The organism is Actinoplanes sp. NPDC021490, assembly GCF_055562135.1.
The window spans coordinates 309,710-324,785 of the sequence record NZ_JBVHFW010000010.1; the positions used below are offsets into that span (position 1 = coordinate 309,710).

The following is a 15,076-nucleotide window of genomic DNA, read 5'->3' on the forward strand; positions in this document are numbered from 1 at the left end:
CGGGGCGGGCTCGGCAATACTCTGACGGGATGGCTCGCTACGTGATCGACGCACCCACCCTGCTGCATCTGACCGACAACACGTTCGCCGTCGACGGCCGCCACCAGCTGGTCGCACCGAACGGCATCCGGTCGGAGGCGTTGCAACTGCTGCTGCGCGAGGTCGGCCGGGGCGAGCGCACCGAGCCGGCCGCGCTGAAGCTGCACGAGCGGATGACCGAGGTCAAGATGCGCCTTCTCGGCGACCGGATGTCCCGGGCTACGGCGTGGCGGATCGCCCGTCAGAACGGCTGGGACACCCTGCGCGACGCCGAGTATCTGGCCGTGACGCGGTTGCAGGCTGACGCTCTGGTCACCGTCGATCCGCAGTTGGCGGCCCGAGCGGAAGGAATCGTCCCGGTGGCTCCGCTCCGGGACCTCTTGGGTTCCGACGGTCTTCGCAACGCCTGACCTTCCGGCGTTGTCGGCCGAGTCTGCTGCTGTGCTTCAGTCCGCGCGGCTCGCAGCACCTCGGACTGGGAGCCGGCGAAGCCGTTGAACTCGACGACCAGCACGGCGCCGGCGTCCAGTTCGCCGGGCGGGACCGCGGTGTTCAGCGGCCGCGCCCGGCGCTTGCCTATAAGGCGTTGTCCAGCGCCAAGGTGAGCTCGGCGATCCGCCATCCGAAATCGGACCGGCGAAGCCCGAACGTGTAGACGCCGGTCGAGATCACCTGCACGTTCTCGCCGGTGTTGCTCGTCTGCATCAGATAGGCCCGCACTTCAGCGCGGTTGTCGTCCGCCGTCTTGACCACGACATTGCTCAGGTGGTGCCGCACCCTTCCGGTCTGGGCCGCGTGCCCGTCACGGACGAAGTCGAGCACCGCCGTGCGTCCGGCGACAGGGCCGAGCACTCCCTGTCCGGGCACCGTGAAGGTCCAGGTGGTGTCCTCGGTCAGAATCGCTTCCAGCGCGGGCACGTTCAGCTCGTCCAGGGCGTGAGCGTAGTTCGCCACCGTGTGCTGCAGTTCGGCGATCACGAGACCACCGTCAGCACGATCTTGCCCTGGATGTGGCCCTGCGCGGCTCGCGTGTGTGCGTTGCCGGCTTCGGACAGCGGATACGTGCTGTCCACCCCCACCTGGAGCTTGCCCTCGTCGAACAGGCGCCCGATTTCGGCGAGCTGGGGGCCGTTGGAACGCACCTGGATGTTGGAGACCGAGATGCCCAGACGCGCCGTCTCTTGCGGGTCGTACTGGGCGAAGAACACCGGAAGCATGGTGCCGCCACGCTTGAGCACGGTCAGGAAGCGTGAGCTGTTCGGGCCACCGACCGTGTCGATCACGAGGTCGATATCGCTGACTACCTCCGCGGCCGATGTCCGGGTGTAGTCGATGAACTCGTCGGCGCCGAGCTTGCGCAGGAACTGCTCGTGGCGGCCCGAGGCCACCGCGACCACCCGCGCCCCCTTCCACTTCGCCAGCTGCACCGCGAAGTGGCCCACTCCGCCGGCGGCTCCGTTGACCAGCACGGTCATCCCCGGCGTGATCGGCACCGGCTGATGTACCTGACCGGTAAACGGAGACGGCACGTCGTGGCCGAGATCAATCAGGTACTGCCAGGCCGTGAGCACGGCCATCGGAGCCCCGGCCGCCTGTACGTGGTCGATACCGGCCGGCTTGCGGGCCAGGTCCGACGCCTGCGCGGCCACATACTCGGCGTACGTCCGGCCGTCGAACCCGGGGAACCTCAGCATGCCGAAGACCTCGTCACCGACGGCGAACTCCGCCACGTCCGCAGCGACCGCCTGGACCACACCCGACATATCCGTTCCGGGAGTCAACGGGAACTCCAGCGGCGGCCGCATCTCGGCCGGCATGACCTTCAGGCCCTCCCGCAGGTACCAATCCGGCGGGTTGATGCCCGCCGCGTACACGCGGACAAGGACCTCGCCCGGTCCGATCTCGGGTACCGGCACCTCGTCGTACTGCAGAACTTCCGGCCCGCCGGCCTCGTGGAACTGAATCGCCTTCATCACGCCTGTGCCTTCTCGGGGGAACATTGCCCTCTCAGTCAAGGCCGGAAACGGCCTGGGCGTCCAAGACCGGTTCGGCAACCGATCATTCCGAAAAGACATGACGCGTACGCTTAGCCGGGTGAACGATCTCGGACAGGACCTCGAACTGAGGCTGGTGCGCTACTTCACCACGGTCGCGGCGCACCAGCACTTCGGCCGGGCCGCCGCCGAACTGCACGTCGCCCAGCCGGCGCTGAGCCGCCAGATCCAACGGCTCGAGAAACGCCTCGGCGCACGACTGCTGGACCGCGTCCCTCAGGGCACCCGGCTCACTCCGGCCGGCCAGGCGTTCCTTCCCCGCGCCCAAGCCCTGCTGCAAGCTGCCCGGCAAGCTGAGCTGGCCGTACGCGACCAGGCCAAGACCGAACGGATCACCATCGGCTACGTCGAAGACCTCGTGATCACAGCCGCGGTCCGGGAACTGCGCCACCGCCACCCGCACGCCGAGATCACCACCCGGCACCTGACCTGCCGCGACGTAGGGGCGCTGTCCGACAAACGCGTCGATGCCCTGATTGGGCGGGCCCCGCTGCCGCTGGCCGCCGACGAGGTGCTCACCACCCCGCTGTACGAGGAACCCCGGATGCTGGTGGTACCGCGCGGCCACCCCTTGGCTGACCGCGCGTCGGTCACCTTGGAGGAACTGGCCGGCGAAAAAGCCGCACCCTGTGTCTTCGAGACCACAGACTGGACCTCCTACCAGCTCCTCGGCACCGGTGTGCCACCGATGGAGAACTACGAGGACAAGCTCGAACTGGTCGCGAGCGGCCGGGCCATCGCCGTGCTACCAGTAGGCGATCTGCGCAGCTCACTGCGTCCTGACCTGGTCACCGTCCCGATCAAAGACGCTCCCCCCAGCCGTGTCGTCGTGGTCAGCCACAAGGACAACCCGAATCCGATGATCAGGAGTTTCCGGCTGGCGGCCAAGGCCGTCCTGACCGCCCCAGCAGCCTGACCGGGTTGGCCCTGAGCTGCATCCGCATGCCGAGATGAGGACGCTCCATCATGCCTGTTAAGCGATTTGCACAGTTTCGGATCGGGCTATTGGCGGTGCCGTACTCATACCGGCAAATCTGCGGATACCCCTGATCCGGAGCCCGGCTGATATCGGAGTTGGGACGCTTCAGCTGCGAGCGGCGACCATCTTTTCGATCTCGTCGACGACGAACTGGGGCTTGTCCTGCGGGACCTCGTGTGAGCTTCCCTTGGCGGTGATCAGTGTGCGCCCGGGCCCGGCCGCGACGAACGCGGCTGCCGCGTCGCGCCAGTGCTGGGCGTCCTGCGGGGATCCGTCGAACGGCGTCTTCTCCGATGCGATGTAGGTGACCGGGACGCTGTCTGGCCAGGAGGCCTTGTGGTAGGCCCGATGGGTGGGACCGAAGTTCTCGGACGTGGCGATGAGCTGCCGATTCGCCTTCGTCGACGGCTGCTTCTTGAGCGCTTCGATTTGTGGCGTGGTGACCGCGACGAGGCGCTGGATTTCCTTGTCGGTGAAGAAATGCGGCACGTTGGCGTCGACGAGCACAGCCCCGGACAGCACGCCCAGGTTGGCGCGGGCGAAGTAGGTGGCAACCTCCCCCGCCTGCGAGTGGGACACGAGGATGACATTGCGGGTGACGCCGAGCTCGCGCAGACCGGCGCGCAGGTCAGAGGCGGCGGCCCGGCCGTCCCACGGGCCCTTCACCTCGTCACTGTTGCCTAGCCCCGCCCGGTCGTAGGTGATGATCTGCGACCCGGTCGCCTTCGACAGCTGAGGGACGATGTCTTTCCACTGGGTGTGATCCTCGCCGCCACCGGAGTCCAACACGATCGCCGGTGAGTGCCCGGGAGTGACGTAGAACGCGAGGCGGCGCCCGTTGTTGGTGATCATGCGCTGGCCGGCCGCAGGGGCCGAGTTTGCCGGCCCGGGCGCGTTGGCCGAGGCAGCGGGAGTCGGAGCTGATGGGCCGGTCGCGTGCGCGGTTTCCGGCGCCGCCGAATCACTGCACCCGGAGACCGCGCCGACTACGGCGACGGGCAGGACAAGGACGAGGGCGACTCGGCGGAACCGAGACAATTTCCTAGTGGCGCTGAGATCGTTCGCCATAATCATGGAGATCATTTTTCGCGGTTTCTCGACCGCGTTCGATCCTGTTGACACCCCGCTCGGGTGGGGGGCCTGCCCTACTCTTGCCACAGGCGGATCACAAACCGACCCAGGGCCGCTTGGCAAGGATGGTATGAGTCGCCTCGACCGCGTGGCATCCGGATCTGCCGCTGAGCATGCGCCCTGGCCGTTGGTTCGCGCTCACTCCGCCGTCGGCGGCTGGTCTGGCATGCTGCGACCGTGAAGGATCGACGGGGATCGACGAGGGCCGGTGCGCGATGCCGTTAATTCTGCCGGCCGGTACTGATTTCGGTGTTTGCCAGATCAGCTTCGAGGCGTTGCTCGACTCGATGGTTGTCAAGGCCTAGCTGGCCGGACCCGACATCATCGCCGTAGTGCGAGTGCTCTCATCTGGCCGACCGCGAGGTGAGTTCCCCCCGTTTCGACGGAGCGGTGGTTACCTGCTTCCGGTCGGGGCAGGGGTGAGGTTAGCTGGCTCGATCTGGGCGTGCCAGGCGGTCTCGTATTCGTCGGGGCTGAGGTAGCCGAGTTCTTTCTGGATGCGGCGGGTGTTGTACCAGCCGTCGATGTAAGTGAAGATTGCGTTCTCGGCTTCGTCGCGGGTCCGCCAGCTCGTGCGATACACGAGTTCGATCTTCAGAGTGGACCAGAAGTTCTCCATCAGGGCGTTGTCGTACGAGTCGCCGACTGAGCCCATCGACGGCCGGATTCCGTTGTCCTGCAACCGTTGTGAGAAGCGGAAGCTCGTATAGTTCGAGCCCCTGTCCGAGTGGTGGATCAACTGGCCGTCGCGGACGTCACGCGACCAGATGCCGTACTCGAGCGCGGCCAGGATCAGATCGGTGTCGCACCGGTCCGAGGTCTTCCACCCGACGATCCGGCGGGAGAACACGTCGCGGACGGCGGCCAGCCAGAACACGCCTTCCCCGCATGGGATGCGGGTAGCGTCGGCGACCCAGAGCCGGTTCGGGCCGACCGCGGTGAAGTTGCGGTTGACCAAGTCCGGCGCCGGCGTGTGCCGCGGATCCTGCCGGGTTGAGCCGCTGCGCCAGCCACGCCGCAGGAACGCGCCCTGCCAGCCCTGGTCGGCCATCAGCCGTTCGACACGCTTGCGGCCGACCCGGATGCCGTCACGGCGCAGCCGCCGGTGGACCCGGTCGGCGCCATAGGTGAAGCCGGACGCTTCCCAGATCTCATAGATGTTGGAGATCAGCCCGAGGTCGACCAGGTCGCGGTCACCGGGCTGCTCAGCTGCGCGCACCCACTGGTAGTAGGTCGACTCGGCGACGTTCAAGACCCGTAGCAGGAGCGCGACCGCGAAGCGGTCACGGTGTTCGTGAACGAACGTCATGACCGTCGCCGGGTCGGGCCGAGCTCCGACGCGAAATAGCTGCTGGCGGCACGCAGGATCTCATTCACCCGGCGCAGCTCAGCGACCTCTTCACGCAGCCGGCGGTTCTCCTCGGCCATCTCGCTGGTCGGCCGGTCGTGACGCTCGCCCGCATCGGCCTCGGCCTGGCGGATCCAGTTGCGCAGCGCTTCGTGATGCACGTTCAGCTGCTCGGCCAGACGCCGGATCGTCGGCTTCGGGTCCGACTCGCGATACAAACGCACAGCACGCGCTCGTAGATCGTCGGGGTATTTCTTCGGTGCGGCCACGGATACTTCCTCCCCATGATCAGTCGATCATGCTTGAGAAGCTCCACCAAACCGGGGGGGGGAACTCACCGGTCTGCTCCGCAGGATCGAAGGCCTCCATCGAGGACGGCGATCACCAACGGCAGTTCTGGCCCGGAGTCCTCGACCGGTGGCTCTTCTGAGCCCGCCCAACACTCTTCCGCTTTGCCGCGATGCTTGCGGACGTCACGCCGGCGACCGGGGCCGCGGGCTCAACCGAGTCCGACGGGAGGCAGTGGTACGCCGAGGCTTGAACAGAGTCTCGACAGCACCATTGTGACAGCCCTGACTGCAGTCGGGCCCGAAGGACCGCAGCGGTGGCACGGGTCAGCCATCGATCGGGATTGAGTTTTTGATCTGCTGGGTACCTAGCGGTCGGCGGGAGACGCCCGCCGACGAAACGGAGCAAGTCATGCTGGTTTTGGGGCTCATCCTTCTGCTTTTGGGCATCTTCCTGAGCGTGCCGATTCTCTACACGATCGGCATCATTCTCCTGGTAGTGGGTGCCGCCCTCTGGATCCTCGGCGCCATCGGACGCCCGGTCGGCGGTCGAAAAGTCTGGTTCTAAGCTTCCCGCCAGGCCACGCTGAAAAGGGCGTCCCACCTTCGAGTGGGCGCCCTTTCGCATGCCCGAAGGCGCTCCTGATCTGAAGATCGAAGTCGTCAAGGAATGACCCGGTCGCACGCGGACAGGTCGATGAGCGGTCGCCGGCCGTCTGCCTGGCCAAATCAGTACGGCGCCCGCGCCTCACTGGCCAGCTATGGTCGTCTGCTCTACCTGGACAGTTACGACTGTTGATGGTGACGGGGTGCGTCGGACCGCGGTGGGGTCCGGCTCGGGCTGTTTCCGCAGCCTCGCGGCGCGGCGGAACGACAAGCGGGCGACGAGCCGGCCCATGCTGAGGTCGCGCTCGCGTTGCTGAAATCCGGTCTGCGGGGTGGTCAGCTCCAGGCTGGAAAGGTACGGCATCATGTCGGTTGCTCCTGGTCGTCGGATGCCCCACCCGGGGCGCTGTCACCGGGACGTCGAGGCAGGTTCCGCGTTTCTCGACACCGTCCGCAATCACTTTCGAGGCGGCGCGGGCAGATGAGCACTCGCCGCACGACCAGCGGCGACCCGGCGTCCAGCTCGCGTGCATGATGTACGGGTGTCGGAGCAACCGGTGGAGGTGGCCTGGTCACGGCGGTTGCATCTACGGTCATCCTCCGAGACGCTCGCAGCCACCGCGGACGCCTTGGTGGTGGCGGAGCGGCACTCTCGTCTGGTCTGTCTGGACCCGAAGAGCGGGGCATTGCTGTGGGACCAACACGTCGATGACTGCTGGGGCGTCACCGTCATCGCCGGTCGCCGCTGTCTGTATCTGAGCCAGTCAGGAGTCCTGTACTGCTTCGACCTTCGCAGCGGTGAACGACTGTGGTCCACGCCGGGCCTCTCATTGCGCCATGACGTGAGTGTCAGCGGCTCGGTCGTCCTGACGGGTGGGTGGCGTAGTTACCGTCCGCTTCTTCGACTGTCTCTGTCCGACGGCAAACCCCTGCCGCCGGCCGAGGGCATGGCGCCGGCCCCCGATGATGGGACGGCCCGGTCGGACTTGCGCCAAGTGACACCCCAGCGAGACCTCACCGGCCATGCAACGCTCATCGCCGGCACCGATCGAGCCAGCCTGATGCACTTGGACCCGCGAACCGGTGTCATCGTCGAGGAATGGCCCCTGCCCGCTCCGGTCTACTTCTTTGAAGGCGAACCCGGCGGCACGGTCGGCGCCGATGGCCATATCGCTTTCCTCAGCGGCCGCCGGACGGTCATGTTCTTTCACCCGGACACAGGCGTGCACATACTGTGGGAACACGAGAAGGACCTGCTGCGACCGCCCTCGCTCGACGGCAAAACGCTCTGGCTGGTCGACGCAACCGGCGTCAGCGTCGTCGACCTGACCCGCAGCGAAGTCACCACAGTGAAGGCGACTTCGAATGGCGTTCCGTCGGCCGTAGCTGTGGTGATGGGCGGCGCCCTGGTCCTCTACACCGACGGTTCCACCGTTACCGTCGATCGTGCCGGCAAGGTTCGCGCCCGTCAGCGACTACCCACGCGGTCTGGCCGACTTCTGCCCGCGGCCGGCGGCCTCGTGCATGCCATCGGCAAGGGGCACCTCGTTACCCTCCGGATGCCCAGCACAGCGGTGGCATGAACGCTTTCTTGCACCAAGAAGCGGGGCGCCTATCGCACCGGGACAGAGGTGGTGCCGGCCCCGGCAGGGAAGGACCAAACGACCACGGGGAGATCCGATGCGGCGGCACACCGGCAAGATAGTCACGGCACTGCTGGGGGCCGGTGGGCTCGTTGCCCTCGTGGCGGTGGCGACACCGGCGCAGGCCGCGACCAACGGGCTCGCCACCGTGGTCGGCACGGGCATCGTGCAGTATCAGGCCGGGAAGGGTCGCACGAACGGCGTTGTGCTGACCCGTTCCGGCACGACGGTGACGATCGACGGCCGGACGACGATCACCCCCGGCAAGGGATGCAAGGCCGTGGACGCGACGACCGTACGGTGCACGGCCTCGAAACTGTCCTTCAAGGTGACCGCGGTTCCGGCGCCATCTGGGGTCTCGGCTGCGACGACCAGATCGATGCGAGCTACGACAACGATCGGGTGTCCGTCGGGGACGGCCACGACAAGATCGACGACGGCAACGACGAACTCACCGGGCACACGGGCAACGACACGTACAACGGCGGCCCGGGCAACGACTCGTTCAGCCCCTTCCAAGTTCACCAGCAGGCCCGCCCCGGGGCCGGCCACCGCGGTCAGGCCGCGCCCAGCACGGATTGGATGCCCGTCACCGCCGCGCCGTGGGCCCAGTCGCTGAAGGTCAGCGGGGCGACGGTGATGTCGAGTTCGCACCGCTGGGTCTCGTCCGGTCCCGGGCGCAGCCGGTCGGCGACCGCGGCGGCCATGGCGGGGGATCCGGCGATGGCCGCGATGTTCTCGCCGGCCAGCACGATGCGGGTGGTCTGGAGCGCGCCGGCGAAGGTCGCGGCCAGATGACCTAAAGCCTGGGCCGCGTCGGAGATCAAGGAGCCGGGGAGATCGTCGAAGGTGACGGGCCGGCCGGCGCGGGCGGAGGCGTGCCGCTCCAGGTCGTCGCGGTTGAGATAGGCGGCCACGCAGCCCCGATGGCCCAGGCTGCAGCGCGGGCCGCGCCGGTCGATGGGGGCGTGCGCGAGCAGGTGACCGTTGTCGATCAGCTGGTCGACGACGACGCCCTCGCGGACGACCGCGAAGCCGAGACCGGCGCCGACGGTGATGACGCCGAAGGTGCTGTGGGTGCGGCCGGCGCCGAACCACAACTGCTCGCGAGCCAGCGCGGTCACGTCGTTGGTGACGACGACCGGAAGGCCGGTCCGCCGGCGCAGGGGAGTGGCGAGGTCAACGTCGCGCCATCCGAGAAAAGTTCCTTCCCGTACGACGGATTGCTCGTCGACGACCCCGCCGAGCGAGACGCCGATGCCGTCGAGCGAGACGCCGATGTCGTCGAGCGAGGGCACCTTGCGACCCAGCCGGGCGGCCAGCTGGGCCAGGACCCGCACCGTGGCCGCGACCGGCACCTCGCCGCCCTCCGAACGGGCGGGCAGCGCCGCGGTCGCGGTGGCCAGGACGTCGCCGAGCACGTCGCACACCACGCCGTACGCCTTCGTGCCGGTGAGCTTGAAACCGGCGACATGGCGGGCCCCGGGCACGACGGACAGGATCTGGCGGGGCCGCCCGACGCCGGGCACGGGTTCGGCGTTCTCGGCGACGATGCCCACCCGGACGAGCGAGCGGGCCAGCCGGGACATCGAGGCCGCCGACATCTGCAGGCGGTCGCCGAGGTCGCCGCGGGTGGCCGGCCCGTGCACGAGCAGGTGGCGGGTCACCGCGAGGGCGCCGGTGGAGAGGCGGATGTCGGCGGTCACGGCCCCAGGTTACGGAACGACTCTTGTGTCTGGACCGGAGTGTGAATTAGTTTCTATCTGATTGAAATTAATTGATGTTGGGGGGTCATCGTGCCACCACGTCTACCCACTCCCGCACGCTTCATGCTGCTGCCGGTCATCACTCTGCTGGCCGGCGCCGTCCTCGCCGCCTGTTCGGGGGACAACCGCACCACCATCACGTTCTTCCAGTTCAAGGCCGAGGCGCAGTCCTACTTCCAGGATCTGGCGGCCCAGTTCGAGCGGGCCAACCCCGGCATCCGGGTGGTCGTCGACAACCCGGCCGACCCCGAGACCGCCCTGCGCACCCGGCTGGTCAAGGACGACGTCCCGGACGTCATGACGCTCAACGCCAACGGCACGTTCGGCGAGTTCGCCAGCGCGAAGATCTTCCGCGACTTCCGCGACGATCAGGTGCTCGCCGACGTCAACCCGGCCTACCTGTCGGTGATCGGCAACCTCGGCGCCGGCTCGAAGGGCGAGACCAACGGGGTGCCGTTCGCGGCCAACGCCAGCGGCCTGCTTTACAACGAGGAACTGTTCGAGCAGAACGGTGTCGAGGTCCCGACCACGTTCGACGGGCTCATCGCCGCGGCCGAGAAGTTCAAGGCGGCCGGGATCACCCCGTTCTACGGCATGCTGGCCGACGCCTGGACCGCGCAGTCCCCGCTCGCCCCGCTGTCGGCCCAGCTGCAACCGGCCGACTTCTTCCAGCAGCGCTTCCAGGACCGGACGACGTTCGCCGCCGGGTGGCGCGAGACGGCCGAGAAACTCGCCCAGCTGTACCGGTACACGCAGCCGGATCCGCTGTCCAAGGGCTACGAGGACGGTACGGCCGCGTTCGCCCGCGGTGAGTCGGCCATGCTGCTGCTGGGCAGCTACGCCGTACCGCAGATCCGCAACGGCAAGCCCGATTTCACCATCGGCAGCATGGCGTTGCCGGCCACCAACGACCCGGCCAAGACCACTCTGGTCTCCGGGGTCGACGTGGTCATCACCGCCTCCCGCGAGGGGGCGCACCCGGCCGAGTCGAGCAAGTTCATCGACTTCCTCATGGGCGAGAAGGTGATGCAGGACTACTGCAAGGCGCAGGTGGCCATCCCGGCCCGCAAGGGGCTCAGCAACGACGACCCGGCGCTGTCCGGGGTGCAGAGCTACATCGAGTCGGGCCGCATCGTCGGCTTCAGCGACCACCAGTTCATCCAGGCCATCCCGCTCGGCCCGCTGCTGCAGGAGTTCCTCATCGGCGGCGGCGAGGACAACTTCCTGCGCAAACTCGACGACGACTGGGACAAGGTGGCCCAACGGCGCACCTGGGGCCTCGGGGCGGTGATCGGATCATGACCACACAGACACCCACCCGGCCGGAAACCCGGGCCGGTCAGGGCGAAGCACAGCACAAGCGGGGCGTACGCCTGGCCGGCGCCTTCTACATCATGGTGCTGCCCGCCTTCCTGCTGTTCTTCGTCTTCCACACCATCCCGGTCATCCAGGGCGTCTACTACAGCTTCACCGACTCACCCGGATACGGGCCGGCCGACTTCGTCGGGCTCCGCAACTACGTCGCGCTGTTCACCGATCCGCGGGTGCTGCACGCGTACTGGTTCACGTTTCTGATCGCCGCGGTGGCCACCGTGCTGGTCAACATCGTGTCGCTGGCCATCGCGATCGGGCTCAACAGCCGGATCAAGTTCAAGAACGGCCTGCGCGCCATCTATTTCATTCCGAACGTGCTGGCCATCCTGGTCGTCGGCTACATCTTCAACTACCTGTTCTCCAACTCGCTGCCCGCGCTGGGCGAGAAGCTCGGCATCGACGCCCTGTCGACGTCGCTGCTGACCAAGGCGAGCACGGCCTGGATCGCCATCGTCATCCTGGCGGTGTGGCAGTCGGCCGCCTTCAACATCATCATCTATCTGGCCGGGCTGCAGACCGTGCCGGCCGAGATGTACGAGGCGGCCGACCTCGACGGCGCGTCGGCCTGGCGGCAGTTCCGCAGCATCACGTTCCCGCTGATCGCCGGCTTCTTCACCATCAACATGGTGCTGTCGCTCAAGGGCTTCCTGCAGATCTTCGACCACATCGTCGCGCTGACCGGCGGCGGCCCGGGCACGGACACCGAATCGGTGGCCCTGCTCATCTACAAGGGCGGCTTCCAGGGCGGCGAGTACGGCTACCAGAGCGCCAACTCGGTCATCTTCTTCATCGTCATCGTCGGGTTCTCCATCGTTCAGCTGCGCGTGCTGCGGCGCCGGGAGGTAGAGGTCTGATGTCCACCTCAGCCAGCGAGACCGGAACGCTAGCCGGACGCACCCCGGAGCGCCCCCCGCCCCGCCCCCGCCGCAAGGGCCCGGGCGTCAACTGGTGGCTCACCGCGTTGCTGATCGTGCTCGCGCTGACCATCGCGATCCCGCTCTACTTCGCCGTCGTCACCGCGCTCAAGACCACCGACCAGCTCGGCGGCACCGGCTTCGGCCTGCCGACCGAGGTCCGCTGGAGCAACTTCGCCGACGCCTGGCGGCTGACCGACTTCCCGTCCACCGCCCTCAACAGCGCGATCATCACGGTCGGGGCGGTCGTGCTGACCCTGCTGACCAACTCGATGGTCGCGTACGCGATCGCCCGCAATATGAACCGGCGCCTGTTCAAGGGGCTGTACTTCTACTTCGTCTCGGCGCTGTTCGTCCCGTTCCCGATCATCATGCTGCCGGTGGCCAAGGAGACGGCCATCCTGCACCTCGACAACCGGGTCGGCCTGATCCTGCTGTACGTGGTGTACGGGCTGGCCTTCAACATCTTCATCTTCACCGCGTACATCAACAGCATCCCGCGGGCGCTGGAGGAGGCGGCGGCGATCGACGGCGCGTCCACCTGGGCCATCTTCTGGCGGGTCATCTTCCCGCTGCTGGCCCCGATGAACGCCACCGTCGGCATCCTGACCTGCCTGTGGGCCTGGAACGACTTCCTGCTGCCGCTGGTCATCCTGTCCGATCCCGGCTCGGCCACCCTGCCGCTGGTGCAGTACGTGTTCCAGAGCCAGTTCCAGACCAACTATCCGGCCGCGTTCGCGAGCTATCTGATGGCGATGGCGCCGCTGCTCATCGTCTACGTCTTCGCGCAACGGTGGGTCATTTCCGGAGTGACTCGAGGCGCGGTGAAATAGCATGACGGCCTTTCTGATCGGGCGGCCGGGCGACACCGGTCTGGTGCTCGTCGAGCACGACGACCGGTTGCCGACCGTCGCGTGGTGCGGGGTGGCCGGCCCGGCGACGACCGCCGCCGACCACGCCGCCCTGGAACCGGTGGGCCTGCCGTTGGTGCCCGAGGGCTCGCACCTCTGGTACGGCCGGCCCGGCCTGATCGGTCACCGCGGCCTGGGCGAACCGGGCGCCTGGTCGACCCGGTTCGCGCCGGTGCCGATCCACGCCACCCCGTCCGGCGTGACGATCGAGGCCACCGACGAACAAGCCGGACTGGGCCTCCGTACGCTGGTCGAAACGGTTCCCGGTGGTCTGGTCCGGCTGCGGCACACCCTGACCAACACCGGCGCCACCGGCTATCGGCTGGACGCGCTCGACGTCGCCGTGCCCGTGCCCGACCGGGCCGCCGAATCGCTCGACTTCACCGGCCGGTGGACCCGCGAACGCGTCCCGCAACGCCGCCCGATCACCGACGGTCTGTGGCTGCGTGAGAACCGCCGCGGCAAGACCGGCTTCGACGCGGCCACCGTCCTCGTCGCGGGCACACCGGGTTTCGGGTTCGGGCACGGCGAGGTGTGGGGCGTGCACGTGGCCTGGAGCGGCAACCACCGGCACCGCCTCGAACGCGTGCCTTCGGGCCGGACCTCACTCGGCGGGGGAGAGCTGCTGCTGCCCGGGGAGATCACCCTCGCACCGGGCGCGAGCTACTCGACGCCCTGGGTCTACGTCGGCGCCGCCGATGACGGGCTCGACGGGCTGGCCGCCCGCTTCCACGGCTTCCTGCGCTCGGCGCCCGCCCACCCCGCCGCCGAGCGCCCGGTCACCCTCAACGTCTGGGAGGCCGTCTATTTCGATCACCGTACGGACGTGCTGCGCGAGCTGGCCGACCGGGCCGCGCGGATCGGCGTGGAGCGTTTCGTGCTGGACGACGGCTGGTTCGGCGGCCGCCGCGACGACCGGGCCGGGCTCGGCGACTGGACGGTCTCGCCCGAGGTCTGGCCGGACGGGCTGTCGCCGATCATTGACCACGTACGGGGTCTCGGCCTGCAGTTCGGTCTGTGGTTCGAGCCCGAGATGGTCAACGCCGACTCCGATCTGTTCCGCGAGCATCCCGAGTGGATCCTCGCCACCGGCGGCCGGGTTCCGCCCGAGGAACGGCACCAGCAGATCCTCGACCTGGCCCAGCCCGGGGCGTACCGGCACGTCCTCGACCAGATGAGCGCGGTCCTGGCCGAATACCCGATCGGCTACGTCAAGTGGGACCACAACCGCGACGCGGCCGACGAGGGTTCCGGCGTGCTCGACGGCCGCCCCGGCATCCACGCGCAGACCGCCGCGTTCTACCGGCTCCTGGACGAGCTGCGGTCCCGTTTCCCGCACATTGAGTGGGAGAGCTGCGCCTCCGGCGGCGGCCGCATCGACCTCGAGGTGCTGCAACGCGCCCAGCGGGTGTGGACCTCCGACCAGAACGACGCGCTGGCCCGCCAGGCCATCCAGCGGTGGACCACCCAGCTGGTCCCGCCCGAATACCTCGGAGCCCACGTCAGCGGGCCGCGATCGCACCAGACCCGCCGCATGCTGCCGCTGGACTTCCGGGCCGCCACGGCGCTGTTCGGCCACTTCGGCATCGAGTGGAACCTGAACGACGCCACCGGCGACGATCTGGACACGCTGGCCCGCTGGATCGACGTCTACAAGACCCATCGGAACCTGCTGCACACCGGCCGCACGGTCCGGCTCGACTCCGCGGCCGAGGACGCGTGGGTGTACGGAGTGGTCGCCCTCGACCAGTCGGCCGCGATCCTGGCCTACGCCCAGCTCGACGAGCTGGCAGCCGACCCGCCGCGGTTCCGCCTTCCCGGCCTGGACCCGGCGGCCCGCTACGTCATCGAGCGCATCGACCCAGCCGCGTGGCCCGAGTACGTTCCGCCGGCCGTCGCCCTCAGCGGCGCGGCGCTGGCCGACACCGGGCTCCCCGGCCCGCCACCGGCTCCACAGTCGGTCGTCGTCGTGCTCGCGACCCGGGAAAATTAACCGCCCTGGCATGCAACCCTGGACCCCGCTC

15 protein-coding genes are annotated in these 15,076 nt (G+C 68.0%); 8 read left to right on the top strand and 7 right to left on the bottom strand.

What is annotated here, in order from left to right; genetic code table 11:
• Positions 1-29: 29 nt before the first annotated feature.
• Positions 30-449 (top strand): hypothetical protein, encoded by a 420-nt coding sequence (locus ACZ3I4_RS26385; protein WP_465384689.1) that lies wholly within the window; start codon positions 30-32, stop codon positions 447-449.
• Between the two features lie 166 nt (positions 450-615).
• Here ACZ3I4_RS26385 and ACZ3I4_RS26390 read toward each other — a convergent pair whose 3' ends face one another.
• Both ACZ3I4_RS26390 and ACZ3I4_RS26395 read right to left on the bottom strand, forming a co-directional pair.
• Positions 616-1,017 carry a nuclear transport factor 2 family protein gene (locus ACZ3I4_RS26390; RefSeq protein WP_465384690.1) on the bottom strand — a complete coding sequence of 134 codons (402 nt, stop codon included), beginning with the start codon at positions 1,015-1,017 and terminating at the stop codon, positions 616-618.
• On the bottom strand, positions 1,014-2,012 hold the full coding sequence (locus ACZ3I4_RS26395) for an NADP-dependent oxidoreductase (RefSeq protein ID WP_465384691.1): 999 nt from the start codon (positions 2,010-2,012) through the stop codon (positions 1,014-1,016). Before ACZ3I4_RS26395 ends, ACZ3I4_RS26390 begins: the two co-directional genes overlap by 4 nt.
• A gap of 121 nt (positions 2,013-2,133) precedes the next feature.
• On the opposite strand from ACZ3I4_RS26395, the gene ACZ3I4_RS26400 reads away from it, so the two are divergent.
• Entirely contained in the window at positions 2,134-3,009 is an 876-nt protein-coding gene (locus ACZ3I4_RS26400) for a LysR family transcriptional regulator (RefSeq protein ID WP_465384692.1), read from the top strand.
• Between the two features lie 168 nt (positions 3,010-3,177).
• On the opposite strand, the gene ACZ3I4_RS26405 is transcribed toward ACZ3I4_RS26400, so the two are convergent.
• The 3 genes from ACZ3I4_RS26405 to ACZ3I4_RS26415 form a co-directional block, all read right to left on the bottom strand.
• Positions 3,178-4,140, bottom strand: coding sequence for an alpha/beta fold hydrolase (locus tag ACZ3I4_RS26405; protein WP_465384693.1), 963 nt, complete (start codon positions 4,138-4,140; stop codon positions 3,178-3,180).
• A gap of 457 nt (positions 4,141-4,597) precedes the next feature.
• Positions 4,598-5,512 carry an IS3 family transposase gene (locus tag ACZ3I4_RS26410; protein WP_465384694.1) on the bottom strand — a complete coding sequence of 305 codons (915 nt, stop codon included), beginning with the start codon at positions 5,510-5,512 and terminating at the stop codon, positions 4,598-4,600.
• Positions 5,509-5,820: a transposase gene (locus ACZ3I4_RS26415; RefSeq protein ID WP_465384695.1), complete on the bottom strand. Its 312-nt coding sequence runs from the start codon at positions 5,818-5,820 to the stop codon at positions 5,509-5,511. Before ACZ3I4_RS26415 ends, ACZ3I4_RS26410 begins: the two co-directional genes overlap by 4 nt.
• A 430-nt stretch (positions 5,821-6,250) precedes the next feature.
• Here ACZ3I4_RS26415 and ACZ3I4_RS26420 point away from each other — a divergent pair, with 430 nt between their 5' ends.
• Both ACZ3I4_RS26420 and ACZ3I4_RS26425 read left to right on the top strand, forming a co-directional pair.
• A complete protein-coding gene (locus ACZ3I4_RS26420; RefSeq protein WP_215788393.1) occupies positions 6,251-6,406 on the top strand; it encodes a hypothetical protein in 156 nt (51 codons plus the stop codon).
• A 580-nt stretch (positions 6,407-6,986) separates the two neighbouring features.
• Entirely contained in the window at positions 6,987-8,027 is a 1,041-nt protein-coding gene (locus ACZ3I4_RS26425; RefSeq protein ID WP_465384696.1) for an outer membrane protein assembly factor BamB family protein, read from the top strand.
• 234 nt (positions 8,028-8,261) lie between these two features.
• On the opposite strand, the gene ACZ3I4_RS26430 is transcribed toward ACZ3I4_RS26425, so the two are convergent.
• Positions 8,262-8,639 (bottom strand): hypothetical protein, encoded by a 378-nt coding sequence (locus tag ACZ3I4_RS26430; RefSeq protein ID WP_465384697.1) that lies wholly within the window; start codon positions 8,637-8,639, stop codon positions 8,262-8,264.
• Between the two features lie 5 nt (positions 8,640-8,644).
• Complete coding sequence (locus ACZ3I4_RS26435) at positions 8,645-9,793, bottom strand: ROK family protein (protein ID WP_465384698.1); 1,149 nt, start codon at positions 9,791-9,793, stop codon at positions 8,645-8,647.
• A 90-nt stretch (positions 9,794-9,883) separates the two neighbouring features.
• On the opposite strand from ACZ3I4_RS26435, the gene ACZ3I4_RS26440 reads away from it, so the two are divergent.
• The 4 genes from ACZ3I4_RS26440 to ACZ3I4_RS26455 are packed head-to-tail and all read left to right on the top strand — an operon-like array spanning position 9,884 to position 15,045.
• Positions 9,884-11,155 (top strand): ABC transporter substrate-binding protein, encoded by a 1,272-nt coding sequence (locus tag ACZ3I4_RS26440; protein WP_465384699.1) that lies wholly within the window; start codon positions 9,884-9,886, stop codon positions 11,153-11,155.
• Complete coding sequence (locus ACZ3I4_RS26445) at positions 11,152-12,081, top strand: carbohydrate ABC transporter permease (RefSeq protein WP_465384700.1); 930 nt, start codon at positions 11,152-11,154, stop codon at positions 12,079-12,081. Before ACZ3I4_RS26440 ends, ACZ3I4_RS26445 begins: the two co-directional genes overlap by 4 nt.
• Positions 12,081-12,974: a carbohydrate ABC transporter permease gene (locus ACZ3I4_RS26450; RefSeq protein WP_465384701.1), complete on the top strand. Its 894-nt coding sequence runs from the start codon at positions 12,081-12,083 to the stop codon at positions 12,972-12,974. Before ACZ3I4_RS26445 ends, ACZ3I4_RS26450 begins: the two co-directional genes overlap by 1 nt.
• A 1-nt stretch (position 12,975) precedes the next feature.
• Positions 12,976-15,045, top strand: a complete 2,070-nt coding sequence (locus ACZ3I4_RS26455) for an alpha-galactosidase (RefSeq protein WP_465384702.1) — start codon at positions 12,976-12,978, stop codon at positions 15,043-15,045.
• Positions 15,046-15,076: the final 31 nt, after the last annotated feature.

Excerpts from the sequence above, each read along its gene's own strand:
- ACZ3I4_RS26395 (WP_465384691.1), bottom strand. The coding sequence starts at position 2,012 with ATGAAGGCGATTCAGTTCCACGAGGCCGGCGGGCCGGAAGTTCTGCAG.
- ACZ3I4_RS26445 (WP_465384700.1), top strand. The coding sequence starts at position 11,152 with ATGACCACACAGACACCCACCCGGCCGGAAACCCGGGCCGGTCAGGGC.
- ACZ3I4_RS26385 (WP_465384689.1), top strand. The coding sequence starts at position 30 with ATGGCTCGCTACGTGATCGACGCACCCACCCTGCTGCATCTGACCGAC.
- ACZ3I4_RS26410 (WP_465384694.1), bottom strand. The coding sequence starts at position 5,512 with ATGACGTTCGTTCACGAACACCGTGACCGCTTCGCGGTCGCGCTCCTG.
- ACZ3I4_RS26420 (WP_215788393.1), top strand. The coding sequence starts at position 6,251 with ATGCTGGTTTTGGGGCTCATCCTTCTGCTTTTGGGCATCTTCCTGAGC.
- ACZ3I4_RS26455 (WP_465384702.1), top strand. The coding sequence starts at position 12,976 with ATGACGGCCTTTCTGATCGGGCGGCCGGGCGACACCGGTCTGGTGCTC.
- ACZ3I4_RS26450 (WP_465384701.1), top strand. The coding sequence starts at position 12,081 with ATGTCCACCTCAGCCAGCGAGACCGGAACGCTAGCCGGACGCACCCCG.
- ACZ3I4_RS26405 (WP_465384693.1), bottom strand. The coding sequence starts at position 4,140 with ATGGCGAACGATCTCAGCGCCACTAGGAAATTGTCTCGGTTCCGCCGA.